The sequence below is a fragment of the Pseudomonas sp. 2995-3 genome, from assembly GCF_002742565.1.
GTDB lineage: Bacteria > Pseudomonadota > Gammaproteobacteria > Pseudomonadales > Pseudomonadaceae > Aquipseudomonas > Aquipseudomonas edaphica.
Window position 1 is genome coordinate 44,722 of record NZ_LJSB01000187.1, and the last position, 24,793, is coordinate 69,514.

Consider the following 24,793-nt stretch of genomic DNA (forward strand, 5'->3'; position numbering starts at 1 on the left):
ATTTTTTCCTCAGGGTAGACGCTATCGAAATAATTTCGACGGGAACCCCTTTAGCACTGGCTGTGCCAAACAAAAAAATCTTATAACTTGCTGATTTATATATATAAATAAATTGAAATAGTGTGATTTTGCGCAGGTACTTGCAAAACGATTGGCGGCTTTGTGCAGGTATTTTCAAAGCGGGGAGTGTGGGTGGTTTTTATGGAACCGTATGGCACCGGGTTGCCACATAGAGACACAAACTCCCTGTCCTGGCATGCCCATGAAAGTCGAATTCAACCCCGATCTGCACAGAATCCAGCGCTTGGACCCATCCGTTTCAGAGAAGGTCGCCACGACCCCATCGCAGGATGCCGCGCCAGGTTTTGATGCGCTCGCGGGCATCTTCAGCCAGGAAGCTGCGGCCCATGGCACTGCGTTGACCCGACGTGCCATTGGGGGGCCTGTCACGCCGGTCGAGCAGCTCGCGCAGTTGTATGATCGACTGGGCCATCCCGCCCAGAAAAGCCTGGCAAAGATGGTCATCGTGGCCAGGCAGTATCTGGAGCGCCAGCTTAGTCTCGAAAAATTGGTGGACCTCACGGGTGGAGACCCTGCACGTACCTATGTCGTGCTTCGTCAGCTTACGGCGCAGGCCGAGGCGCAGGTGCGCCAGACACAATCCGCGTTGACGCGTGATGCGCAAGTCAAGAGCGAGGCAGCGCTGGCTCGGGCAGCGCTGGCGAGGCTGGAGATTCAGTACAAGAGGGAAATACAGGCGGGCCTTAATATTGCCCTGGCGTTGCAGTCAGGCAGTGACGATCCGGCGCAATGCCAGGCGATACGTACGCTCTACTACGCCAATGTGGTCGTGCGCCAATCCCTGGCCAGCATGATGCAGGCGCTTTTGAAAGAGTACGGTGGCGAGCAGTTTACGGTCGGGCTCAACCTCATGCGCCGGGCCCTGGCGGATGATATTGCGGCGTACGTCTCATCGATTCCCACCGCCAAATTGCGCACGCTTTTGTTGGGGTTACAGAGCTGCGGTCAATTGGGCGGGGTACTGTCCAATTGCCAGGACCTGGTTCAGCGTCTGAACGTTGAGCACGACGCCGTTGACCTGTTGCAGCGTCTGTTGGGTTATGCCGGCAATGGCATAGCCCCCTCCGAGGTTCAACTGCTGGCGGATGAATTGGCTGGGGATGCGGCGGCCCGCCAACTGGCCTCTCTCAATGCGCTCTATCCCGTGATCAAAGGTTTGCCTGCGGCCTTATGGCGCGACTCGCGGGGGCGCGAGGAGGCTTTGCATAACTTCCTGCTGGTGATGGATGAGTTCACGCGCCTGGAGAAGGGCCAGATTGAGCCGAGGGCGTTGATGTGACGGTGCTGGCGTTTATCAACCACTGGCTGCTCAAGGTTGCGCAACGTGCTGAAGTCCTTGGTGCTGTGGTGGTACTGGCCATCGTCTTTATTTTCATCGTGCCGCTGCCGACCTGGCTGGTGGACATCCTCATTGCGCTCAATATCTGTATTGCCTGCTTGTTGATTGTGCTGGCGTTGTACCTGCCCGGGCCTTTGGCGTTTTCGTCGTTCCCCTCGATTCTGCTGTTGACCACGATGTTTCGCCTGGCACTGTCTATCGCGACCACGCGTCTGATCCTGCTGGAGCAGGACGCCGGCGACATCGTCGAGGCGTTCGGCAACTTTGTGGTCGGTGGCAACCTGGCGGTAGGGTTGGTGATCTTCATGATCCTCACCCTGGTCAACTTCCTGGTCATCACCAAGGGCTCGGAGCGGGTTGCCGAAGTGGCCGCACGCTTCAGCCTGGACGCGATGCCCGGCAAGCAGATGTCCATCGACAGCGACTTGCGTGCGGGACTGATCGACGGCAATCAGGCGCGGGACAAGCGTGACCAGTTGTCCCGCGAGAGTCAGTTGTTCGGGGCCATGGACGGCGCCATGAAGTTCGTCAAGGGTGACGCTGTTGCAGGCCTTGTGATCGTGCTGATCAACCTGTTGGGCGGTTTTTCCACGGGTATGTTCCAGCATGGCATGAGCGCCAGCGAATCCATTGCGTTGTATTCGGTGCTGACCATCGGTGATGGTTTGATTGCGCAAATCCCTGCGCTGCTGATCTCGCTGACGGCGGGCATGATCATCACCCGCGCCGCACCGGATGGGCGCCGGGGCGTGACTAACATGGGCGCAGAAATTGCCCGTCAGATGACCAGCGAACCCAAGAGCTGGATGATTGCGTCAGTGGGCATGCTCGCGTTTGCGGCGTTGCCCGGCATGCCGACCCTGGTATTTATTCTTATCTCACTGATGACCGGCTCCCTGGGCTATTACCTTGCGCGCCAACGTCAACGGCAAGAGGCGCCCGAGGCCGAGGCCACGCAGGCCGTGCGCCCGGAAGAAAACGGTGACGAGGACTTGCGCGGGTTTGACCCGTCGCGCCCCTATCTCTTGCAATTTTCTCCCGTCTTGCGCGGAACGCCTGAGGTGATCGAGCTGGTTCATGGCCTTCGTCAGACGCGTAATGCACTCGTTGCGAATATCGGGCTCACGCTGCCGCCGTTTGAAGTCGAACTCAACGACTCGTTGGCGGACGACGAAATGCGCTTCTGCGTACACGAGGTGCCGATGATCAAGGCCTCGGTTGTCACCAATGTGGCCGTAGAGCGTAAAGCCTTGGCACAGGTGCCTGAGCACGCAATACCAGGCCTGGCTGAACGCGATGAGCAAGATTGGGTGTGGTTGGCGCAGGATGATCCTTTGCTCGATGACCCCCTGCTGGAGCGCTTCAGTGCGACGAGCTTGATCGTCGAACGCATGAAGCAAGCGATGATGCTGTCCGGCCCCCAGTTTCTGGGAATCCAGGAGAGTAAGTCGATCCTCAGTTGGCTTGAACATAACCAGCCGGAATTGGTACAGGAACTGCAGCGAATCATGCCGCTGTCGCGTTTCTCGGCAGTCCTGCAACGCCTGGCAGGCGAAGGCGTACCGCTGCGTGCTGTGAGGCTGATCGTCGAGTCGCTGATTGAATACGGCCAGCATGAGCGAGAGCCGGACGCGTTGGCGGACTACGCGCGCATTGCGCTTAAAGCGCAGATTTTTCACCAATACAGTGAGGCCGACGGGCTGCATGCCTGGTTGCTGTCCCCACAGACCGAAAACGTGCTGCGCGAATCGCTGCGCCAAACCCAGACCGGGGTGTTTTTCGCCCTTGATAATGACAGCAGTGCTTCACTGATCAACCTGCTCAACCAAGCCTTCGTGGCCCGGCCAAAAAGCAAAAGCGTGATGTTGGTTGCACAGGATTTACGCAGCCCTTTGCGCACTCTTTTGCTCGAAGAATTCAACCATGTACCTGTGATGTCTTTTGCCGAATTGGGGAGCACCTCAAAGGTAAAAGTGTTGGGGCGTTTTGACCTCGGTCAGACTGACCTGATGCGTGGTACTGCGGCATGAGAAGTGCGCCAGTTTCTGCACAGGAGAGCGCTCAATGATGTTTGAGCTGCGTGTTCTCGATGGCCTGCACCAAGGGGCTGCGCTGCCGCTGTTTGGTGAACAGTGGAGCATCGGTGCTCATGCAGAGGCTGACTTGGTGCTCAGCGATCCGGGGATCGCCGAGCAGCATGCGTTGTTGCGGCTGGTCGGATCCAGTTGGTCGGTGCAGGCCCAGGCAGGGCTGTTGCAGGATGCGAAAGAGCAGGTAGTGGCACAGATCACGAATCTGGCGCTGGGCGAACAGTTTGGCGTGGGCGCCATACGGTTGTATGTCGCCGTGGCGGATCAGCCCTGGCCCGAAGCACCCGCCCCGGCCACACCGGCCAAGGTTTCGGCCAAGGTGACGGCCAGGAAAACGTCCCCGCCGTTGACGTTGTCGTCGTTGGGACACTCGCAGCAAAAGCGCCTGATCAGTGTGGTGCTGGTGGTTGCCGTCATCCTCATGGTGGTGGGTATTGCTTCCACGGGCGAGCGTGATCCCCAGGCCTCGTTGATGCCGGCAGTGCCCCACAGAGTCGAGCTGGCCTCGCCATTCGAGGTGCGCCAGCAGTTGCTGAATATGCTCAGTGAGCGTGATTTGAGCCAGCGGGTCAGTTTGCAGGTCATCAATGGCCAGGTTGCACTCAACGGCGATGTTTCCGAGGAGGATCTGGCGTTGGTGACGCGCATGCTCGACCGCTTTGGTGAGCAGTTCGACAGCGTTGTACCGGTGATCAGCCGGGTGCGTGCGCGTAACAATGAGTTGCCGTTCAAGATCGTTCAGATTATCGGAGGGGCGAACGGTCACGTTGTGCTGGAGGACGGAACCCGACTGTTTGTGGGGGACCAAGTGGACGACTTGCGCCTGGTGATGATTGACAACAGCAAGGTGGTTTTCGAAGGCGCGCAGCGTTATGAGGTGCGCTGGTGATTAAGGATTTGCAGGCGCGTCTCGACACTTGGCAGCGGCACCAGACCCAGACGTTGGCAGGTTTTGCTCCGGTGACAATGCGCGGGCGCGTGCAGCGTGTGAACGGCATGTTACTGCAATGTCGGCTGCCTCAGGCACGTATAGGCGACTTGTGCCAGGTGGAAAAACAAGGCGATTACATGCTCGCCGAAATTATTGGTTTCGACCAGCAGGATGCCGTGCTCAGTGCGCTGGGTAACCTGGAAGGTGTGCGTGTGGGGGCCAGCGTAGAGCGCCTGGGCATATCCCATCAGGTACAGGTCAGCGAGAAGCTGCTGGGCCAGGTACTGGATGGATTTGGGCGGCCAATTACCGGCGAAGGCGCCAGCGCTTTTGCACTGGTCGACTCACCGGATACCAGCGCTGTGTTGTGCGAAGCGCCTTTGCCCACCGATAGGCCGCGAATCAACCGCGCGCTGGCCACCGGCGTGCGTTCGATCGATGGGCTGTTGACGCTGGGGGAGGGGCAGCGTGTCGGCCTGTTTGCCGGGGCCGGCTGCGGCAAGACCACATTGCTGGCGGAGATAGCCCGCAACGTTGAGTGTGACGTGATTGTGTTCGGCCTGATCGGCGAGCGAGGCCGAGAGCTGCGCGAGTTTCTTGATCATGAACTCGATGATCAACTGCGCGCCAAAGCGGTGTTGGTGTGTGCCACCTCTGATCGTTCGAGCATGGAGCGGGCACGCGCAGCCTTCACGGCGACAGCCTTGGCCGAAGGCTTCCGAAGCAAGGGCAAGCGCGTGCTGCTTTTGATCGATTCCCTCACACGGTTCGCCAGGGCCCAGCGAGAAATTGGCCTCGCCGCCGGCGAGCCTCTGGGCCGTGGTGGCCTGCCACCTTCGGTATACAGCCTGCTGCCGCGGTTGGTCGAGCGTGCCGGGTTGACGCGCGAAGGCGTGATCACGGCGATCTACACGGTGCTGATCGAGCAGGACTCCATGAGCGACCCGGTGGCCGATGAAGTTCGCTCGCTGCTCGACGGCCATATCGTGCTGTCTCGCAAGCTGGCCGAGCGTGGGCACTATCCGGCGGTGGACGTATTGGCCAGCCTTTCGAGGATCTTGAGCAACGTCGCCGAGCCTGGGGATATCCAGGCTGGCACGGCGTTACGTCGGCTGTTGTCGGCGTACCAGCAGATCGAGCTGATGCTCAAGCTGGGCGAGTACCAGCCGGGTAGCGATGTATTGACCGACTTGGCGGTAGACAGTCGCAGCGCAGTGGACAGTTTTCTGCGCCAGGACTTGCGTGAACCCTCGCCAATGGCGGAAACACTGGAGCAACTCAAGGAGCTGACGGCCTATGTCCCATTCTGACGTGTCGATGGCCGAAATCGAGACCCTGCGGCGCCTGCGCCGTCATCGGGCCGACCGCGCTGAGCGTGCATTGCGTGAGGCCAAGCGAGCACGGCAAACCCTGCAGGTACATATCCAGGATGCCCAGCAAACCCTTGAGCAAACCCGCCAGGAGGAGGCTCGGCAAAGTGCGCAGTTGCTCAGCCAGCATCAGGGCCAGGTGCTGACGCTCAAAGCGCTGAAGTCCTGGGGGTTACAAGAACGTTCATTGTCGGCAAGCACCCTGCGGGACGAAGGCCAGGTGCAAGCACTGCGAGCGCAGCACACGGAAAAGGAAATAGAGGTTGGCAGTGCCCAGAAGTACGCCACGGAGTGTTTGCGCCAGGTGGAAAAACTTCAGGAACTGTCCAAATTGCTCGCTCAGGAATCGATATGAAACAGGTTTCAAATGCCGCTCCTGAGCAGCGACGCATGCGCGAACTCCGGGAGGAGCGCGAACCCTCCGTGGCGGCCTACGTTCCCGTGGAGCAAGGGCGACTGTTTGCTTATCTGCTTGCAGGCGGTACTGCAGAGAAACGTTTCGGACATTCGCGCATGGACATCAAGGTCTCAGTCGAGGCAGCCAGGGCCGATATGTTGGTCGAACAATTGGTGGCGCCTATACAGGCCGGTGGGCAGTGGCCGCTGCAGTTTGTGCTGTGCATGCCGCGCCTGGGGCGGGTTAACGCACTTGTACACCGTGAGCAGAACACCTGGGCCATTGAGCTGGACGCAGAGGAAGAGGCAACCAACCGTTGGCTGCGTGGCGTGCGGCAGCAATGCCAGGAACGATGCACGCAAGCCTTGGGGCAGCCCGTCAAGTTCTACCTGCCAGGTACCCGTTCATGATGAAGGTGCCCTTTTTGACATTGCCTGTGGTCAAGCACAGCACGGTCGCTGCGCGCCGAAGGCTGGGGCGTGGGCTGCGCTTGCCGTTTAAGGTCGCCGGGCAAGAGGGTGAACTGCTCATTGAACCCGGGCGTGCCCCTGTTGGCGGCGAGGCGTTGTGCTTCGAAACCGCCCTCGGTGTATTGGCGCTCGCTGAAGCGGGGCCGCTGTTGAGCCTGCTGGGCGAATGCCCTGTGCCATTGGCCAAGGCAGGCAACGATCCACATTCTTGGTTCTGGCCGCTGTTTGAGCAGCACCTCAGTCCCCAAGTCAAAGCGCTGTTTGGCTATATGCGATTGCTGGTGACTGCGCGTCCCGCAGGTTTCGGCTGCAGGTTGAGCGTGACGTTGGGGGCCTCTCGGGTCGTAGGTTATGTGTGGCTGGCTCACCAGAGCTTTCTAGCGTTGTGCGATGCCGCACCTTGGCGCTCTATCGCCGCGCCGATGCCGGCGTCGTTCAAGCTGGCCATTGCCGTGCCCCTTGGGCGCGTGCAGTTACCGCTGGCACAAGTGCGCAACCTGCGGGCTGGCGATGTGTTGGTGCTTGAGCAGGCTTTTTTTCAACCCCAGGGCAATGGCTACGTGCAGGTTGGCAGGCAGCGCCTTCATGGCTGCATTGACGACGACACCGGGCCGCTGTGCCTGACCCTGACTTCTATAGAGGACACGAGTGTGGACGAGGACTTTTCAGCAGCCTATTACGCTGAGCCGGAAGACGAACCAGTGATGGAAGTGTTCGGGCATGAACCGTTCGATGAGCTGAGCATGTCGCTGAGCGTGCGTTGCGGTGTGCTGAACCTGACCCTGGGCGAACTGCGCAACCTGGTTGAGGGTTCAGTATTGGGTATTACCGGTTATGCGCCGGGAATGGCCGGCCTGTACTACGGCGATCGGCCGATCGGCCAGGGGCAGTTGGTGGAAGTGGATGGGCGCTTGGGCCTGCAAGTGACGCGAGTGGTTTTTTCTCGATGAGTATTCAGGGCATAGATCCCTTCGTACTTGCGCTGTTCCTGGGGGCATTGTCGCTGATGCCCATGCTGCTGATCGTGTGTACGGCGTTCTTGAAGATTGTCATTGTACTGATGATCACCCGCAACGCTATCGGCGTGCAGCAAGTGCCTCCCAGCATGGCTATCAATGGCATCGCGCTGGCGGCGACGCTGTTTATCATGGCGCCTGTGGGTTACGAGATCGCCGAGAGCGTCAAGGTTTCGCCGCTGGATTTGAGCAGTGTGCAGATGGCTCTGCACACCGGCGGTGAGGCAATCAAACCCTTGCGTGCATTCATGCTGCGCAATATTGACCCGGATGTGTTGACGCACTTGCTGGAAAACACCGGGCGCCTGTGGCCGGCAGCCATGGCGCAGGAAGTCCAGCGAGAAGACTTGATTCTGTTGGTGCCTGCCTTTGTGCTGTCGCAATTGCAGGCGGGGTTCGAGATCGGCTTCCTCATCTACATTCCGTTCATTGTGATCGACCTGATTGTCTCCAATTTGCTACTGGCATTGGGCATGCAAATGGTCTCGCCGATGACCATTTCCTTGCCGCTCAAACTGTTGTTGTTCGTGATGGTTTCCGGGTGGTCACGGCTGCTCGACAGCCTCTTCTTTTCTTATCTCTGAGTGGCGTATGGAACCGATCGTGCTGTTCAAGCAGGGCATGCTGCTGGTCGTGGTGTTGTCGGCACCGCCGTTGATTGTGGCGGTGGTGGTCGGCGTATTGACCTCCCTTGTACAGGCGCTGATGCAGGTACAGGACCAGACCTTGCCGTTTGGCATAAAGCTGGTGGCAGTGGGTGTCACGCTGGTCATGACGGGGCGTTGGATCGGTGTGGAGTTGATTCAGCTGATCAATCTGACATTCGACATGATCTCTCGCTCTGCGCTGAACTGAGGTCTTGCCTGTGCTGCAGTATCTTGACTACCTGCCCAGCCTGTTGATTGGCATGGCGCGAATCTACCCTTGTGCCTTTCTGGTCGCGGCGTTTTGTTTTCAACATATCCGCGGGATGCCGCGCCACGCCATTGTGGCAGTACTGGCACTGCTGCCTGCACCGGGTATATATGCCACCTTCGCCGACCAGGAACTCTCTACGCTGATGCTCAGCGCGTTGGTGCTCAAGGAGGCGGCCCTGGGGACCTTGCTGGGCGTATTACTGTCGATGCCGTTCTGGATGTTCGAGGCGGTGGGGGCGCTGCTGGATAACCAGCGGGGAGCCTTGGCGGGTGGTCAGCTCAACCCTTCGCTTGGCCCGGATGCCACACCCATCGGGCATCTGTTCAAGGAGCTGGCGATTTTTTTGTTGATGGCCACCCTGGGGCTTGGAGCACTGACGCAGGTGATCTGGGACAGCTACTCGGTCTGGCCGCCTACCGTTTGGTTTCCACTTCCGCACGCCAATGGGTTTGGCATGTTTCTCAACCTGCTCGGCGACACGTTCACCCACATGATGCTCTACGCTGCACCTTTTATCGCGGTGCTGCTGTTGTTGGAGTTTGGCGTTGCCCTGTTAGGACTTTATAGCCCGCAGTTGCAGGTGAGTACGCTGGCCCCACCGGTCAAGTGCCTGGCGGGTATTGGTATTTTGCTGTTGTATTTTGAACTGTTGCAGGACCTGATCGTCGGCCGCTTAAGCCTGCTGGGCGAGCTCAAGCACGCCCTGGGGCTGATGTTCAAGGTGGCGATGCCATGAGTGATTCCGGTGAGAAAAAACACCCGGCCAGTGCCAAGAAACTGCGTGATCAACGCAAGAAAGGCCAGGTTGCCCAAAGCCAGGATGTCGGCAAGCTTCTGGTGCTGACAGCCATCAGCGAGATCGCGCTATGGACCGCTGACCGCAGCCTGCAGCGGTTTCAGGAAATGATGCTGCTGCCGATATCCCGCATCAGCCGACCCTTTGTGTCAGCCTTGGAAGAGGTGCTGCTCGACGCCATGGTGGTGTTTTTTTCCTTTGCGTTGCTGATGGCTTCAGTGGCAATCGCCGTCAAGCTGCTCAGTAGCTGGATGCAGTTCGGCTTGCTGTTCGCGCCGGAAATCCTGAAGTTGGATTTCAAGCGCCTCAACCCCCTTAGTCAGCTCAAACAGATGTTCTCCGCCCAGTCGCTGATGAACCTGCTGATGGGGGTCGCCAAGGCGGTGTTGTTAGGCGTGGTGTTGTACGCGGTGATCGGTCCTTCCCTTGGGGCCTTGATCAACTTGGCCAACAGCGACCTGTCCAGTTATATCCTGGCGCTGATTGATCTGTTTCGTTACCTGTTGCATGTGTGCCTGGGCCTGTTGCTGGTGTTGGCACTTCTCGACCTGACGCTGCAGAAACACTTCTTTGCCAAGCGCATGCGCATGACCCAGGTCGAGGTGGTCAAGGAATACAAGGACATGGAAGGCGACCCCCATGTGAAGGGCCAGCGACGGTCGCTGGCGCAGCAATTGGCTCAGGAGGAGCCAAAGGTCAAGTTGCCCAAGCTGGAAGAGTCCGACATGTTGGTCGTCAACCCGACGCACTTTGCCGTCGCGTTGTATTACCGCCCCGGCAAGACACCGCTGCCGTTGCTGGTGGACAAAGGCACGGATGCCGACGCGCGTGCACTGATCAAAAGGGCTAAAGCGGCTGACGTGCCGGTCATTCAGTGTGTATGGCTGGCCCGCACGCTCTACACCAATAAGCTCGGCGCCAGTATCCCTCGTGAAACCCTGCAGGCTGTCGCGCTGATCTACCGCACCTTGCGTGAGTTGGATGATGAAGCCAAGCGCGAAACCCTGGAGTTGCCTGAGCTGGAACAACGCTGATCAACGCGTGGCGCGGGCATCCAATGCATCAAGGTTGGCCAGTGAAAGCAAGCGGCTGACGGCACTATCAAGCGCGTTGTGGTGCGTAGGCAGCGAGCGCCAGATGACCAGGGTCCCTTGGGCGTCGAGATAGACAAAGCAACCGTCGTACCTCACTGCTTGTTCAAAACGTCGCTCCAGTGCCCGCTGCACCTGCCCGGCTTGCAATGCTTCGCGCGCGATGTGCAAGGCTAACCCCGGGCGGGTGCCGGCTTGCAGCGTACACAGGTGGATACCTGGGAGGAGTTGCAGGTGGGCGGCAACGCCTCTGCGCACGTCGGCCAAAAAAACCTGACGATGCAATGCATCGTCAGGCTGTGTCGTGAGGCTCATCGTTCCAGGGAAATGGTCTGGTAGTCTGCCCGCTCCCCAGAGGGGCCGGAATCTACGCGCATCTCTGGTGGCCACCAGACCACCATTTTGTCACTGCTCGATTGCGGGCGCGTGCAGGAGTCGCCCTTGCAGGTTGGCGTACAGCCGGCGGCGATCATTGCTGCGCCGATCAGGATAATACTCAGGAGTCCGTGCTTCATGGCGTGGTCTTCAAGGGGGCGGTGAGAAGTGAAGGGCGGGGTACGCCGATGTGTTCATCTTTCACAACGGGCCGCATGGCGATAAACACTTCAGCTTCTTCACCCGGTTTAAGCCAGGCGCGTGGCCAGACACTGACCGCCAGCGTTTGTGAGTTGCTGCATTCTTTTTCATCGATGCGCACGTTGCGTTTGATCTGGTTGCGCACGACCACCACCGCCACATTGAACTGCGCGCCTGTATACCACTGGCTGCGCTCGCTGTTGAGCGCCAACAGATCGCGCGTGGCGCACAACGTGTCCAGTTGCAGGGGCATTGGCCCTGCCTTGAAACCGTCTGGGACTTCGCCGCTGACCAGGTGCGCCAGGGTGCTGGTGATATCGCTTCGGTTTATGGGTGGCTGATGGGCGGCTTGCCGGCGCGCCAGAGGCTTGAGGGCAGCCTGCAATTGGGCCTGGTCCTCCTGGGGCAAGTAACGCGAAGGGTCAGATTGGTCGCCGATGACCCGTGGGGTGAGGATGAACAGTCGCTCGCGTCGACTGTTCTGTCGTTCAGTCGAGGAGAACAATGCCTTGCCCAGCAAAGGAATATCGCCCAGGAGCGGTACTTTGCTTTGTTTGTCCTTGTTGTCTGTGACATGGAAACCACCGACCACCAATGAGCGCTTTTCCGCCATTACCGCCTGGGTGCTCACCTTGCCACGGCGAACATCGAGGTCATCGGGCTGTAGGTTGAGTTCGTCGAAGTTACCGTCTTCAATATCCACCACCAAATGGATCTGGTGGCCACCACGGCTGGTGATCACCCGTGGCACCACCTGAAAGCTGGTGCCGACGGTCACGGGTAAAATGGTTGCGTAGTCTCTGCCGGCCTTCAGGTATCGCGTGCGGTTGAAATCGATGACCGCCGGCTGGTTCTCCAGGGTGAGCACGGAAGGGTTGGAGACCAGGGTTGCCAGCCCTTGGGATTCCAGGGCACGTATGTGAGCGTAGAAGCGCCCGGGGTTGCCAATCGACAACTGAGAAGTCGTGCCCGGTGCCACGTTGACGCCGCCGCGCCAGCGGCTGTTTTGAAAGCCCCATTCAACCCCGAACTCTTGCAACTTTGTGCGTTCGATGTCGAGGATGATGGCGTCTATCTCCACCAACTTGCGTGCAACGTCGAGTTGGGTGATCAACTCGCGGTACATCGTTTGGCGCTCAGGCAGGTCGTAGATCAGAATCGCGTTATTACGCACGTCGGCTTCGACCCGGATTCGGCTGGTTGCGCGTGGGGCGCGAGGGCCGAGTGAGGCGCCCGTCGACAGCCCTCCTGCATTCGTGGGGTTGGCGAGCATCTGCTCCAGCAGAGGGTTGTTCAACCGCGGGACGTTGGGCGTAATCAGGGCCGACGGTGAAGAAGCGCCGGAAGATTGGGTGGCGTTGGCGACTGTGGAGGTGGAGCGCGGCTCCAGTAACCCACGCAGCACGCTGGCCACGCCCGCGATGGTCAGCTTCTCTCCGCGATAATCGATGATCCGGTCCGCCGCGTTGGCGTACTTGAGCGGGTAAGTCAGCACGCTCTGTTTTTCATCCGGAGATCTGCGTTGGCTGCTGAACTGTTTGATCTGCTCGATATAGCGTTTAGGACCGGAGACGAGTACAACGCCATCATCCGGCAATTCACCCCAGCCAAATCGGCTGTCGAGCAGGCCGATATCGGTCAGGGCCTTTTTAAGGTCTGCGATCGTTTCCGACGAAACTTCCAGCCGCGCAGACTCTTGCTGATCCAGCGTGCTGATGTACAGGGTGTTGTTGTACAGGTACCACTGGAAGCGGTGTTCGACCCCCAGCCTGTCGAGCATGGACTGGGGAGTATTAGCGCGTATTTTGCCATTGACCACGCCCTCCAGCAGGCCCTCGATTTGCAGTTGGGTGCCGAAGGTCTGGGCGAAGTCTTCGAGCACTTCGCGTACAGGCTTGTACTGGGTTTCGTAGGCATACGCCGTGTTTTTCCATTCCAAGGGAATGGCGGCAAGGGGGCTTTGCAGAGGTATCAGCAGGCACATCAGAACTATTGGAATACGCCAGTCGGCGTGTTTAAAACGCGCACAGGGCGAGCTGATAGACAAGCGTAAGCGCTTGTAAATGAGGGTGTTCATATAGGATTCTCTAGTTAATAAAACTGCGCACGCAGTGGAGTTGGCCCACATTTTTTGGGCGTTCTGGCCAGCCGCTTGGCCGTGGAACGCCAGGTGTCGCGCTGATTGAGAAGGGATTCGAGTTGGTTAAACAGAATGGCCTGATGGTCTTCCTGCGTGACGCATTGAAGTAGCCAGAGCTGCCCCGTGGAGGGCTCGACTGAAAGCGCTCCCTGAAAGTACGCCAGGCTTGCTCCACCCAGTTGTAGCCAGGTTTCCATTGTTGTTTGTGCGTGCTTTGGCTGATGGGTAAGTTGAGCGCTGAGCAAAAAACACTGCGGGTAACGACGCAGGGTTATAGTGTCGTCGCCCTCCAGCAGCGTGATTTCTTGCTCTGCCCCCGCCAGCCACTGAGTGAGCTGCGCGCTGAAACACTCAGGTCCCATTGAAAATGATTTTTCCCATCTCGGCTCGGTGGCCGAGAACCGCTCCGGCGGCAGTCGTCTGTAGCATCAAGTTTTGTTTCAGCCTGAAGTGTTCACCCAGCAGTGATGAAAACTCTTTCGAGGTTATTTCATCAGGGATGCCCTGACCGAGTTGTTCGAACTGCCGGTTGTTTTTGCTTAAATCCCTGAAGATTTGCCCGCCCTCGCGTGCGTCGAGTTTCATATGCTGATCTCCGTTGAACGTGTATTTTTTATGTGGTTTACCTTTGGGATCCGTTCCACGATTTTTTAAATATCTGGATAAAAAATGCAGCAGGCGGTTGAGAAGTTAATCCTCTGAAACAAAGTCTGTGTGAGACACCAACAGGGCATTGATCGAAGAGGCCCAGTCGATACGAAAGCTGCCTTCCTCTGCCTCCAGGATCAACATCTGTGGCTGAACAGACTCGTCACACAGCAGGCGCCAGGGCGCTTCGGTGTGTTGATCCAGCCAATGTTCCACATCCGCCTGATCCTGCGGGTTGCAGACCAACTTTGCGCGGATCGCCGGGGCCTGGGCTGCGAGCATTTGCTTGAGCATGGCAGACACCCGTTGAGTGGGCGTTGTGTCCTCGAGCAAGCTGCGAATGGCACTGTGGGTGACTGATGTGGCGATGCGTTCGATGTTGTCGAGGACCGCTTGCTGCTGCGTGTGCCACAGATGCAATTGGCGATTGGCGCGTTGCCAGAACTCATGTTGAGCCTGCAGCAGCAATTGGTCGCGTTGCACATAGGTCTGGCGCAGGATCTCATCTGCCTGAACCTGGGCACTGTTTAACAATTCGGTGTCGCGGGCGCAGTCCGCCAACGTTTCCAAGGGAATCAGCGAGCAGGTCCGTGAAGGAAGCGGCTTGCGTAGCTCAATCGTGCGTTTGCACAGCATCGTCCTGGGACTCCTCGGCGAAGGAAAACACCGGCTCGTTGTTTGACGCGCCGGTGCGCCATATTGCGGCCTTCCAAATAGTTTCAAGCTTGTCGTGGGCATCGATCAGTCGAGGGGTCTTCTCTAGGGCGAGCACCCGATGGCGGTCAAAGCTCAACCGCAGCCGCTGCCACACAGAGGGTTCTACCCAGGCGCGTAGATAGTGCAGGGGGTCTTCAGTGTGGGTTTGCAGGGTGTTGGGCAGCAGTGCCTTGGAAAGGCGTACGCACCAGAGTTGCAGGTCTTGGCTCAATGGCGTGCGGTTCTTGATCTGGTAAACACCGCCGACCAGCGTGAGGATGAGGTCTCTGCGTTGTTCAGGTTCAAGTACCAACTGCAACAGTGCTGGAGACGGTTCGACAGGCAGGCATGGATCAATTCCCAACGCCGTTGCCATTGCCGCGTGCTGGCTCTGGCAGAGTGTTCTCGAATAGGGCACTGAAGGGACGAAAGGCGGCCAGTCATGGGGCGAATCGAGCCATGGGCAGGCCCACCACTTGGCCCAACTGAGGCTGTCATGCGTCATTCGTGTTCGGCTCGGCTTGTTGGGCGCCGCGCGCCTTTTTCACCCAGAACCCCGCTGCAGCGCACCCCACTAACAGGGCGATAAAGAACAATGTCACCATGGTCTGCCAAAAAGCGAGGTCCCCGGGCTTAATCAGAAACGGCCCGAAGTAGGCGAGTTGCTGCTTTTCCTTGTAGGCGGTAGCCGGTACGAAGATCACGGTCAGTTTTTGCGGGTTTGCAACGGCTGTTGTCATGCCCGGTATGCTACTGGCGACCATCCGCCGAATGCGCGGCAGCAAGCTGTCGGGTTCCAGCCGTGGATCATGCTTGATGAAGACCGATGCCGAGGCCGGCTGTACCGGCTCTCCCGGTGCGACCCGCTCGGGCAGTACCACGTGTACCCTGGCGACGAGAACCCCATCGATATTGGACAAGGTCGCTTCCAGCTCCTGAGACAAGGCATAGATATAGCGCGCCCGTTCCTCAAGCGGTGTCGAGATGACACCTTCCTTGCGAAATACGTCGCCCAGCGTAGAGCGCGCAGTCTTTGGTAACCCGGCGGCGGCAAGGGTGTGGACCGCGGCAGCAATATCATCTGTGCGCACGCGAACGACCACGCCGTCTTTCTCCAGCTGTTTTTGTGCCCGAATGTGCTTGTCTGCCAATTCAGCGATTACCTCATTGGCTTCCTGCTCGGATAACTTGCGGTGCAGTTCGACGCTTTCACCGCATCCGCTCAGCACCGATAAGAGGGTCAGCCACAAGAGAATAAAGCGGCAGCGGCGCATGGTTCACCTATTGCAGGTTAGTGGTTTTCTCAACAAACGAAGTGCAGTGTTTTATTACCTTGACGCCGATGTTGAGGATTTCTTTTGATTCAATAATGGTCTGTGTGGCGTCCGCCATTTTCAGCTCGTTTTGGGTCTTGGTATATTCACGCAGGAGCTTGGGGATTTTTTCGTTGTTGGATTTCAACCGCTCTGATTGGCTCACCAGCGACCGACTGTTTCCTGGGGCGGAGGGGGCCGACGGATAGGGATTGTTCTGCTCCAGTGCTGCACTGAAGAAATGCGCGTCGTGGGCGCTATCACTGCTTTTTTCGACGGGAAACACAGGGGCACCTGAATAGGTTTCCCGCTCTTTTTCAAGCGTTGTGCGCATATAAACCTCCCTCAGGAAAATAGACAGGCTTTCTCTATTTAATACACTAGAGAAAGCCTGTGTTGCTTATTGTACTTTGTTAATTACCTGGCTCCACTTGCTGGCAATCGAAGCATCTTTATCCAGCTTTGCCATCTCGAGCGTTTCTTTGTTTTTTTCCTCAGTGAGCGTTTTCATTTGATCAAAAAGTTGTTTGCTGGTAATGCTGCCACCGCTGCCGACTGGAGATGTCATGATTTCACCTTTGGGTTGTCTATCGGATAGTTGAGTATTCGTCATGAGGCATTCGATTAATCGTGCTACATCGTTATTTGATAATCGATGCTCGTACACTGAGTGGCGATGCCTCTGGAAACAGTTCCATCGGCCTATTTCTACTTGTTTCAGCGTTTATTGCACTTCCTGAGCGTGCAAACACGCGTTGAGTGAAACACCCAGTTGCTTCATTCGGTAGTAGAGCGTGCGCTTGGCAACCCCCAGTTCCAACGCCACACAATCCACGCTGTAAGTGTGACGATGTAAAGACTCTTCAATGAGCGTTTTCTCAATACGCTGCAGACGGTCTTTCAGGCCCAGTTCCAGCGGTTCTGCATTCGATGCCGATAAAGGCGGCAGCCCAAGGACAAAACGCTTGGCCGTGGAGCGTAGTTCGCGGACATTGCCCGGCCACGTATGACACAACAACTGCTGGAGCAGTTCGGTTGGGGGGTGAGGGGCTGTGCAGTTGAAGTGCTCCGCCTCTTGTTTAATCATCTCCAGAAACAACGGTACGATACGCTCACGTCGGTCACGCAGCGGCTGCAGCTTGATGTTAATAACGTTCAGGCGAAAATACAGGTCCCGCCTGAAGCTGCCTTGCTCGACCATGTCATGCAGTGATTGTTGAGCGGACGCGATGACGCGCATGTCGACGGGGATGAAGCGTGTTGAGCCCAACCGTTCAACCCCTCGTGATTCGAGCATACGCAATAGCTTGGCCTGCAGCGAAAGCGGCATGCTGTCGATTTCATCCAAATACAACGTACCCAAGTGAGCCGCTTCGATAAACCCTGCGCGTGATTGTACAGCCCCGGTATAAGCACCACTGTTGACACCGAATAATTGGCTTTCGGCGAGGCTCTCCGGAATGGCGGCGCAATTGACCGCAACAAAGTTACCTCGACGGCCGGACAGGCGATGTATTCGTTGTGCCAGGGTATCTTTGCCAGTGCCGGTTTCCCCCAGCAACAAGATGTCAACATTCAGTGTCGCGGTGCTATTGATCGTGTTCTCAATATCCGAGCCTTCAATGAATGGCGTATCGGTTTCGCTTTCTTTTTGATCGGCGGCCGACATCGGGTGGGTGCTCCACTAGCGTGATTGTTTACGATTAAAAGGCTGTGATTTAGACGGTGTTTGGGCAGAGCGTAAAGTATAAGATTTATCATCGAGTATGCAGGTAAGAGTAAGCCAGGCTTGCGTAGGAAAAGTCATTAACTTGTCGCTTAACGTCACTCGAGGTTGTTGGGCTGTTTTTGTTACGACAAATAGGAAACGTCTTAAGGTTTCAAATAGATAAGAGGATAGCTATTGTCGAAATACAAACAACCGCCCACAAAAAAGCCGATGCAGTGCATCGGCTTTTTTGTGGGCGGCAAAACCGCGATGGCGCTTAGACGTTGAAACGGAAGTGCATCACGTCGCCATCCTTGACGATGTACTCTTTGCCTTCCAGGCGCCATTTACCGGCTTCCTTGGTACCGGCTTCACCCTTGTACTGGATGAAGTCGTTGTAGGCGATGACTTCGGCGCGAATAAAGCCTTTTTCGAAGTCGGTGTGGATCACGCCGGCGGCCTGCGGTGCAGTGGCACCGACCTTGACGGTCCAGGCGCGGACTTCTTCAACACCGGCGGTGAAGTAGGTCTGCAGGTTGAGCATTTCGTAGCCAGCGCGGATCACGCGGTTCAGGCCAGGCTCTTCCAGGCCCAGGGCCTCGAGGAACATGTCTTTTTCTTCGCCGTCATCGAGCTCGGCGATTTCTGCTTCGATCTTGTTGCACACCGGCACCACGATGGCGCCTTCTTCATCGGCGATGGCCTTGACCACGTCGAGCAGTGGGTTGTTCTCGAAGCCGTCTTCGGCAACGTTGGCGATGTACATCACAGGCTTGGTGGTCAGCAGGTGGAAGCCTTTGATCACGGCTTTCTCGTCGACGCCCATGTTCTTCATCAGGCTGCGTGCCGGCTTGCCTTCGGTGAAGTGTGCGATCAGTTGTTCCAGCAGGCCTTTCTGAACCACTGCGTCCTTGTCACCGCCCTTGGCGTTACGCGCGACTTTCTGCAGTTGCTTTTCGCAGCTGTCGAGGTCGGCGAAGATCAGCTCCAGGTCGATGATCTCGATGTCGCGTTTCGGGTCAACGCTGTTGGAGACGTGAATCACGTTCTCGTCTTCAAAGCAGCGGACCACGTGGGCGATGGCATCGGTTTCACGGATGTTGGCCAAAAACTTGTTGCCCAGGCCCTCACCTTTCGACGCGCCGGCTACCAGGCCCGCGATGTCGACGAACTCCATGGTGGTCGGCAGGATACGCTTGGGATTGACGATCGCCGCCAACGCGTCCAGGCGCGGGTCTGGCATCGGCACGATACCGCTGTTGGGTTCGATGGTGCAGAAGGGGAAGTTCTCCGCCGCAATACCGGACTTGGTCAGGGCGTTGAACAGGGTGGATTTGCCGACGTTGGGCAGGCCGACGATGCCGCAATTGAATCCCATGGTGTTTCCCCTCGGTAAGAGTCAGGCCTTCTGGCTGTGCAGGTTTTTCATCGCGCGGTTCCATTCACCGGCGAAGATATCCGGCAGCACGCCGAGGGCAAAGTCGATGCTGGCATCGAGTTTTTCCTGTTCGGCGCGTGGCGCACGACCCAGGACGAAATTTGAAACCATACTGGCAACGCCTGGGTGGCCAATGCCGAGCCGCAGACGGTAAAAATTATTCTGATTACCCAACTGCGCAATGATGTCGCGCAGGCCATTGTGGCCGCCATGCCCGCCGCCTAACTTGAGTTTGGCAACGCCGGGTGGCAGGTCCAGTTCGTCATGGGCCACCAGGATTTCTTCGGGTTTGATCCGGAAGAAGCCCGCAAGCGCCGCGACAGCCTGGCCGCTGCGGTTCATGTAGGTGGTAGGAATCAGCAGACGAACATCCTGACCCTGGTGCGAGAAGCGCCCGGTCAGGCCAAAATATTTGCGATCGGCCACAAGGTTCACACCTTGTGCGTGGGCGATACGCTCAACAAAAAGGGCCCCCGCGTTATGCCGGGTCTGTTCGTATTCGGCGCCTGGATTTCCCAGGCCAACGATCAGTTTAATGGCAGTCACGACAGGGGCCCTTCCTTTGGAGTTGTGGATAACATCGCCGCAACCTGTGTGCGGCGAAAGCGGTCAACAAAAGATCATTTACTCAAGAGTAAACGCCGCGTTATCGCCCGCTTTCTCGCTACGTTCCGGTCCGCGATGTTTCCTCAAGCTCCGACATTACAGAGTGAATTACTCTGCAGCGCCTTCTTCAGCTTCTGGTGCAACGCGTGGAGCGTGAACGTTTGCAACAGCTTTGTCATCACCGTGAGCCAGTGCAACAAACTCAACGCCTTTAGGGGCTTTGAGGTCGGACAGGTGAACGATGTCGCCGATTTCCAGAGCCGACAGGTCGACTTCGATGAACTCAGGCAGGTCTTTCGGCAGGCAGGTCACTTCGATCTCGGCAACAACGTGCGAAACTTCGCCGCCTTTCTTGACCGGAGCTTCTTCACCAACAAAGTGCACAGGCACGATAGCGGTCAGTTTCTGACCGGCTACTACGCGTACGAAGTCAGCGTGCAGCACGTGGCCTTTGGCTGGGTGACGTTGCAGGGCCTTGATGATGACGTTCTGCTTCTTGCCACCAACATTCAGCTCGATGATGTGGCTGTAGGCCGCATCGTTTTCGAGCAGTTTGGCGATTTCTTTGGCCAGCATGCTGATGGATTCAGGGGCTTTGTCGCCACCGTAAACTACAGCTGGAACCAGGCTTGCGAGACGACGCAGGCGGCGGCTCGCACCTTTCCCCAGGTCGGAACGCGCTTCAGCATTCAGAGTAAAATCGTTCATGTTGTATCTCCAAAATAACCACATTCGCCCCAGCGTTTGCGACCAGCGCTAAAGGCGATATGGGCAAAAAAGCCCCGCCCCAACAGAATGCTGGGGCGGGGCGCTTTTCGTCAGTGGGATGTTTCGTAAGGTTTGACCCTTATCGGAACATCGCGCTGATCGATTCTTCGTTGCTGATGCGGCGAACCGCTTCGGCAACTACCGGTGCGATATCCAGTTGACGGATACGCGAACAGGCTTGAGCTGCTGCGGACAACGGGATGGTGTTAGTCACCACCAGTTCGTCCAGCATGGAGTTCTCGATGTTCTCGATCGCTCGGCCCGACAGCACAGGGTGTGTGCAGTAGGCGAAGACTTTTGCTGCACCATGCTCTTTCAAGGCTTTCGCCGCGTGGCACAGGGTGCCGGCGGTGTCGACCATGTCATCAACCAGAATACAGGTACGCCCTTCGACATCACCGATGATATGCATCACTTCAGAGTGATTGGCTTTCTCACGGCGTTTGTCGATGATCCCGAGGTCCACGCCCAGGGATTTGGCAACAGCCCGTGCACGCACGACGCCACCAATGTCCGGGGACACGATCATCAGGTTTTCAAAACGCTGGTCTTCAATGTCATCCACCAATACTGGGGAGCCGTAGATGTTATCTACCGGAATATCGAAGAACCCCTGGATTTGGTCAGCGTGCAGGTCAACCGTGAGAACACGGTCGATGCCTACCACGGTCAGCATGTCAGCAACGACTTTCGCGCTGATAGCCACACGTGCGGAACGCGGACGGCGATCCTGACGGGCATAACCAAAGTAAGGGATTACAGCTGTGATTCGAGTCGCTGAGGAGCGGCGGAAGGCATCAGCCATCACGACGAGTTCCATCAGGTTATCGTTGGTCGGAGCGCAAGTCGGCTGAATAATGAAAACATCTTTACCGCGGACGTTTTCATTGATCTCGGCTGTAATTTCGCCGTCGGAGAATTTACCGACAGAGATGTCACCGAGAGGGATATGCAGCTGACGTACGACACGTCGAGCCAGATCGGGGTTGGCGTTCCCCGTAAAGACCATCATCTTGGACACGCGCAGTACCTAGAGGCTGAGGGTAACCTGGATGAGTATTAGAAAATGGCAGGGGCGGCTGGATTCGAACCAACGCATGGCAGGATCAAAACCTGCTGCCTTACCGCTTGGCGACGCCCCTGTATCTGTTGCAACGAGTACCCAGTACTCGGTTCCTTTTAGAGCAGACTTTGAAGCTTGCGATGCAACATCGAAACGTTGCTTCCCTTTGCTACAAACCCTGTAAGGGTCTCTGTAAGAAGGGCCGAGACTTTATCAGCTTCAGCTTTGCTTGGGAAGCCCCCAAACACACAACTTCCAGTTCCGGTTAATTTTGCTTCGGTAAATTTACCTAACAAATTCAAAGCGTTACGTACCTCTGGATAACGCCTTGCTACAACCGGTAAGCAGTCATTTCGACTGTTTCCCTTGGGAACGGGGCGCACTTTAATGGGAGGAGAGTTACGTGTCAACAGTGGATCTGAAAAAATTTCTGCTGTACTTACAGATACTTGCGGAACAAGCACGACATACCAAGGCTCTTCGGGGTATTCCGGGGTGAGTTTCTCCCCGACGCCTTCGGCAAAAGCCGCGTGCCCACGCACGAAAACCGGCACGTCGGCGCCCAGTGTCAGGCCCAGCGTGGCCAGGCGATCGTGGTCCCAGCCCAGTTGCCACAAGTGATTCAAACCGAGCAGCGTGGTCGCGGCATTTGAGCTGCCGCCACCGATGCCGCCGCCCATGGGCAAAATTTTATCGATCCAGATGTCGATGCCGAGTGAGCAACCGGATTGCGCCTGAAGTTTTTTCGCGGCCCTGACGATCAGATTGCTGTCGTGGGGCACGCCTTCGAATTCGGTGTGCAGTTGGATCACGCCATCGTCGCGCACGGCGAAGGTGAGTTCATCGCCGTAATCGAGAAACTGAAACAGCGTCTGCAACTCGTGGTAGCCGTCTTCACGGCGACCCAGAATGTGCAGCATCAAATTGAGTTTGGCCGGGGAGGGCAGTGTCAAGGTGGTGGCGGTCACGTTATTGCCCCAGCTTGCGCGGTTGCCATTCCTTGATCACCAGCGTGACGTCAAGGTCGGTGCCATGCAGTTTGATGCGCTCGGGCAGCCAGTAGGCGCCCTGTTGCACATAGCTGAGGTATTCAACCTGCCAGCCATCCTGCTCCAGAGTGGCCAGGCGACTGTCGCCATTGAGGCTCAGCCTGCTTTTGCTGTCCGGCGCAGGCAGGCCGCGTACCCACCACACAAGGTGCGAAACGGGGAGCTTCCAGCCAATCTGTTGTTCCAGCAGTTCTTCCGGCGTGGCTGCCTCATAGCGGCCTTGATTGGCCACTTCCAGGCTCACTTGCCCAGGCCGGCCGGTCAGGCGCGCAGCACCGCGGCCAAGTGGCCCGGACAAACGGATATCGTAATAGTCCTGGCGCTGCAGCCAGAACAACGTGCCGCTGCCGGAATCTTTCGGCGCGCGGACCCCGACCTTGCCGTCGATCTGCCAGCCGTCGATGCTGCTGAGCTGCTCTTTGTGCTGTTTCCATTGCGCCGGGTTGCCCTGGCCTTCAACGGATTCACGACTGCCGATGCCCGCGCAACCGGCGAGCAGGGCGATGAAACTGAAAACAATAACGTGGCGCAAAAACATAAGCTTAAAGGGTCTCGGATCCGGTCAGGCGCTTGATGGTGCCGCGCAGGATGGGGCTTTCGGGTTGTTCCTTGAGGAATTTTTCCCAGATTTGTCGCGCTTCGCGCTGTTTGCCATTGGCCCACAGCACTTCACCCAGGTGGGCTGCCACCTCTTGGTCAGGGAAACGTTCGAGTGCCTGGCGCAGCAGGCGTTCGGCTTCGTCCAGATTGCCCAGGCGGTAATTCACCCAACCCAGGCTGTCGAGCACGGCCGGGTCTTCCGGGTTGAGCTTGTGGGCTTGTTCGATCAGCACCTTGGCTTCGGCGTAACGCGTGGTGCGGTCCGACAGGGTGTAGCCCAGGGCATTGAGCGCCATGGCATTGTCCGGGTCGCGCTTGATGATCAGGCGCAGGTCTTTTTCCATCTGCGCCAGGTCATTGCGTTTTTCCGCCTGCATGGCGCGGGTGTACAGCAGGTTCAAATCGTCGGGGTATTGCAGCAAGGCTTGTTGCAGCAATTTCCAGGCGCGTTCGCCCTGCTTGTTGGCCGATAGTGTTTCGGCCTGGATCAGGTACAGCTGAATCGCATAGTCCGGTTCGGCATCACGTGCCGCCGCCAGGCGTTTTTCCGCTTCGTCGGTGCGGCCGTTGCTCATCAGGATATCGGCCTGACGCAGCTGGGCCGGCAGGTAATCGTTGCCGGGGCCGACCTGGGCGTACTCAAGCAGCGCAGCCTGCGGGTCGTTGCGTTCTTCCGCGATGCGGCCGAGGTTCAGGTGCGCCGAATCCACATGGCTTTCGCGCTCGATCAGCTCCTCCAGATAACCCTTGGCCTCGTCCCAGGCCTTGGCTTCCAGGCAGACCAGTGCCAGGGAGTAACGCAGCTCGTCGTCGTCGGGGTATTGCTGGACCAGGTTGGCGAACTGCACTTTGGCGTCTTCCATGCGGTCTTGCTCCACCAGCATTCGCGCATAGGTCAGCAGCAAGCGCTTGTCGCCCGGGTATTTCTTGATGCTTTTTTCCAGCAGTGGAATCGCTTCCTTGCCGCGATTAAGGTTCTGCAGCAAGCGTGCGCGCAGCAGAATCGGGGCGATCTCGCCGTCTTCCGGCGGGTTCTGCTCCAGCAGCTTGAGGGCGGCATCGGCTTCATCATCCTGCTGCAGCAGCAAGGCTTTGCCGAAAATCAGTTGGCTGTTCTTCGGATGCTTTTGCAGCAGGCGGTCAAAACTCTTCATCAAGCCATTGCGCGTGTCCTGGTCAGTGTCGGCAGCCGACAGCGCGAGGAAGTCGAAATGCGTGTCGCCCTTGCCCTGCAGGACTTTCTCCATATACACCATGGAGTCGTCATAGCGCCCGGCGCGTGCCAGTTGCACGGCCGCCGCACGTTGCGCTTCCAGGTCTTGCGGAGCGTTTTTCGCCCAGATCAGCGAAGTATCCAGCGCGGCCTGGTCAGCGCCCAGGTATTCGGCGATGCGAAACGCACGCTCCGAAATGCCCGGGTCCTGGGTGTTGATGGCCTGGGTCACATAGTTATCCAGGGCAATATCGAAACGATTGCGCTGGCCGGCGAGTTCCGCGGTCAGCAGGCTGTAGATCGTTTCTTCATTGAACGAGGAGTAAACCTTGGGCTTTTCAGGGGCTGGGGCGCTGTCTTCGACCGGCGGCGTACCGTCCGGCGACACGGGTGCCAAGGCCTGGCAGCCGCTGAGGAAGACAAAAGCAAGGAGCAACGCGGAAGATCTATTCATATAGGAAGAGGACGACTAACCT

The 24,793-nt window shown here is 57.6% G+C and carries 29 protein-coding genes and 1 tRNA gene; 11 read left to right on the plus strand and 19 right to left on the minus strand.

What is annotated here, in order from left to right:
* Positions 1–262: 262 nt before the first annotated feature.
* Genes AOA62_RS16695 through sctU form a run of 11 tightly spaced genes read left to right on the plus strand, consistent with a single transcriptional unit; the run spans position 263 to position 10,442 of the window.
* On the plus strand, positions 263–1,360 hold the full coding sequence (locus AOA62_RS16695; RefSeq protein ID WP_026013748.1) for a TyeA family type III secretion system gatekeeper subunit: 1,098 nt from the start codon (positions 263–265) through the stop codon (positions 1,358–1,360).
* Positions 1,357–3,450 (plus strand): type III secretion system export apparatus subunit SctV, encoded by a 2,094-nt coding sequence (sctV, locus tag AOA62_RS16700; RefSeq protein ID WP_099549211.1) that lies wholly within the window; start codon positions 1,357–1,359, stop codon positions 3,448–3,450. Before AOA62_RS16695 ends, sctV begins: the two co-directional genes overlap by 4 nt.
* A gap of 37 nt (positions 3,451–3,487) precedes the next feature.
* A complete protein-coding gene (locus AOA62_RS16705) occupies positions 3,488–4,399 on the plus strand; it encodes an FHA domain-containing protein (protein ID WP_026013747.1) in 912 nt (303 codons plus the stop codon).
* Complete coding sequence (locus tag AOA62_RS16710; protein ID WP_017137661.1) at positions 4,396–5,751, plus strand: FliI/YscN family ATPase; 1,356 nt, start codon at positions 4,396–4,398, stop codon at positions 5,749–5,751. The genes AOA62_RS16705 and AOA62_RS16710 overlap by 4 nt, the downstream gene beginning before the upstream one ends.
* Positions 5,738–6,166 (plus strand): YscO family type III secretion system apparatus protein, encoded by a 429-nt coding sequence (locus AOA62_RS16715; RefSeq protein ID WP_099549212.1) that lies wholly within the window; start codon positions 5,738–5,740, stop codon positions 6,164–6,166. Before AOA62_RS16710 ends, AOA62_RS16715 begins: the two co-directional genes overlap by 14 nt.
* A complete protein-coding gene (locus AOA62_RS16720; RefSeq protein WP_099549213.1) occupies positions 6,163–6,618 on the plus strand; it encodes a type III secretion system HrpP C-terminal domain-containing protein in 456 nt (151 codons plus the stop codon). The genes AOA62_RS16715 and AOA62_RS16720 overlap by 4 nt, the downstream gene beginning before the upstream one ends.
* Positions 6,618–7,628: a FliM/FliN family flagellar motor switch protein gene (locus AOA62_RS16725; RefSeq protein ID WP_099549242.1), complete on the plus strand. Its 1,011-nt coding sequence runs from the start codon at positions 6,618–6,620 to the stop codon at positions 7,626–7,628. The genes AOA62_RS16720 and AOA62_RS16725 overlap by 1 nt, the downstream gene beginning before the upstream one ends.
* Positions 7,625–8,278, plus strand: a complete 654-nt coding sequence (sctR, locus tag AOA62_RS16730) for a type III secretion system export apparatus subunit SctR (RefSeq protein WP_017137657.1) — start codon at positions 7,625–7,627, stop codon at positions 8,276–8,278. The genes AOA62_RS16725 and sctR overlap by 4 nt, the downstream gene beginning before the upstream one ends.
* 7 nt (positions 8,279–8,285) lie before the next feature.
* The gene (sctS, locus tag AOA62_RS16735) at positions 8,286–8,549 is read left to right on the plus strand and encodes a type III secretion system export apparatus subunit SctS (RefSeq protein WP_099549214.1); all 264 of its coding nucleotides are present in this window, start codon (positions 8,286–8,288) and stop codon (positions 8,547–8,549) included.
* Between the two features lie 10 nt (positions 8,550–8,559).
* Positions 8,560–9,348 (plus strand): type III secretion system export apparatus subunit SctT, encoded by a 789-nt coding sequence (gene sctT, locus AOA62_RS16740; protein ID WP_099549215.1) that lies wholly within the window; start codon positions 8,560–8,562, stop codon positions 9,346–9,348.
* A complete protein-coding gene (sctU, locus tag AOA62_RS16745; RefSeq protein ID WP_099549216.1) occupies positions 9,345–10,442 on the plus strand; it encodes a type III secretion system export apparatus subunit SctU in 1,098 nt (365 codons plus the stop codon). The genes sctT and sctU overlap by 4 nt, the downstream gene beginning before the upstream one ends.
* Here the strand turns inward: sctU and AOA62_RS16750 are convergent, their stop codons facing one another.
* The 19 genes from AOA62_RS16750 to AOA62_RS16835 form a co-directional block, all read right to left on the minus strand.
* On the minus strand, positions 10,443–10,814 hold the full coding sequence (locus tag AOA62_RS16750) for a hypothetical protein (protein WP_017137654.1): 372 nt from the start codon (positions 10,812–10,814) through the stop codon (positions 10,443–10,445).
* On the minus strand, positions 10,811–11,014 hold the full coding sequence (hrpT, locus tag AOA62_RS16755) for an HrpT family type III secretion system protein (RefSeq protein WP_017137653.1): 204 nt from the start codon (positions 11,012–11,014) through the stop codon (positions 10,811–10,813). Before hrpT ends, AOA62_RS16750 begins: the two co-directional genes overlap by 4 nt.
* On the minus strand, positions 11,011–13,152 hold the full coding sequence (gene sctC, locus AOA62_RS16760) for a type III secretion system outer membrane ring subunit SctC (protein WP_099549217.1): 2,142 nt from the start codon (positions 13,150–13,152) through the stop codon (positions 11,011–11,013). The genes hrpT and sctC overlap by 4 nt, the downstream gene beginning before the upstream one ends.
* Positions 13,153–13,166: 14 nt before the next feature.
* On the minus strand, positions 13,167–13,577 hold the full coding sequence (locus AOA62_RS16765) for a type III secretion protein (RefSeq protein WP_099549218.1): 411 nt from the start codon (positions 13,575–13,577) through the stop codon (positions 13,167–13,169).
* A complete protein-coding gene (locus AOA62_RS16770; RefSeq protein ID WP_099549219.1) occupies positions 13,567–13,800 on the minus strand; it encodes a hypothetical protein in 234 nt (77 codons plus the stop codon). The genes AOA62_RS16765 and AOA62_RS16770 overlap by 11 nt, the downstream gene beginning before the upstream one ends.
* Before the next feature lie 105 nt (positions 13,801–13,905).
* The gene (sctL, locus tag AOA62_RS16775) at positions 13,906–14,499 is read right to left on the minus strand and encodes a type III secretion system stator protein SctL (protein ID WP_017137650.1); all 594 of its coding nucleotides are present in this window, start codon (positions 14,497–14,499) and stop codon (positions 13,906–13,908) included.
* Complete coding sequence (locus AOA62_RS16780) at positions 14,477–14,935, minus strand: type III secretion protein (protein WP_178075642.1); 459 nt, start codon at positions 14,933–14,935, stop codon at positions 14,477–14,479. Before AOA62_RS16780 ends, sctL begins: the two co-directional genes overlap by 23 nt.
* A 118-nt stretch (positions 14,936–15,053) precedes the next feature.
* The gene (gene sctJ / locus AOA62_RS16785; RefSeq protein ID WP_017137647.1) at positions 15,054–15,833 is read right to left on the minus strand and encodes a type III secretion system inner membrane ring lipoprotein SctJ; all 780 of its coding nucleotides are present in this window, start codon (positions 15,831–15,833) and stop codon (positions 15,054–15,056) included.
* Between the two features lie 7 nt (positions 15,834–15,840).
* Entirely contained in the window at positions 15,841–16,206 is a 366-nt protein-coding gene (locus AOA62_RS16790; RefSeq protein ID WP_099549220.1) for a hypothetical protein, read from the minus strand.
* A gap of 66 nt (positions 16,207–16,272) precedes the next feature.
* On the minus strand, positions 16,273–16,485 hold the full coding sequence (locus AOA62_RS31460; protein WP_143521844.1) for a hypothetical protein: 213 nt from the start codon (positions 16,483–16,485) through the stop codon (positions 16,273–16,275).
* A gap of 111 nt (positions 16,486–16,596) precedes the next feature.
* The gene (locus tag AOA62_RS16795; RefSeq protein WP_017137644.1) at positions 16,597–17,541 is read right to left on the minus strand and encodes a sigma 54-interacting transcriptional regulator; all 945 of its coding nucleotides are present in this window, start codon (positions 17,539–17,541) and stop codon (positions 16,597–16,599) included.
* Positions 17,542–17,857: 316 nt separating this feature from the next.
* A complete protein-coding gene (gene ychF / locus AOA62_RS16800; RefSeq protein ID WP_017137643.1) occupies positions 17,858–18,958 on the minus strand; it encodes a redox-regulated ATPase YchF in 1,101 nt (366 codons plus the stop codon).
* A 21-nt stretch (positions 18,959–18,979) separates the two neighbouring features.
* Positions 18,980–19,564, minus strand: a complete 585-nt coding sequence (gene pth / locus AOA62_RS16805; RefSeq protein WP_010213318.1) for an aminoacyl-tRNA hydrolase — start codon at positions 19,562–19,564, stop codon at positions 18,980–18,982.
* 168 nt (positions 19,565–19,732) lie between these two features.
* Positions 19,733–20,332, minus strand: coding sequence for a 50S ribosomal protein L25/general stress protein Ctc (locus tag AOA62_RS16810; protein WP_017137642.1), 600 nt, complete (start codon positions 20,330–20,332; stop codon positions 19,733–19,735).
* A gap of 139 nt (positions 20,333–20,471) precedes the next feature.
* Complete coding sequence (locus AOA62_RS16815) at positions 20,472–21,413, minus strand: ribose-phosphate pyrophosphokinase (protein ID WP_003208392.1); 942 nt, start codon at positions 21,411–21,413, stop codon at positions 20,472–20,474.
* A 46-nt stretch (positions 21,414–21,459) separates the two neighbouring features.
* A tRNA-Gln gene (locus AOA62_RS16820) sits at positions 21,460–21,534 on the minus strand.
* 37 nt (positions 21,535–21,571) lie between these two features.
* Complete coding sequence (gene ispE, locus AOA62_RS16825) at positions 21,572–22,375, minus strand: 4-(cytidine 5'-diphospho)-2-C-methyl-D-erythritol kinase (protein WP_178110933.1); 804 nt, start codon at positions 22,373–22,375, stop codon at positions 21,572–21,574.
* 49 nt (positions 22,376–22,424) lie between these two features.
* Positions 22,425–23,042 (minus strand): lipoprotein insertase outer membrane protein LolB, encoded by a 618-nt coding sequence (lolB, locus tag AOA62_RS16830; RefSeq protein ID WP_017137640.1) that lies wholly within the window; start codon positions 23,040–23,042, stop codon positions 22,425–22,427.
* A gap of 4 nt (positions 23,043–23,046) precedes the next feature.
* Complete coding sequence (locus tag AOA62_RS16835; protein WP_017137639.1) at positions 23,047–24,771, minus strand: tetratricopeptide repeat protein; 1,725 nt, start codon at positions 24,769–24,771, stop codon at positions 23,047–23,049.
* Between the last annotated feature and the right edge of the window lie 22 nt (positions 24,772–24,793).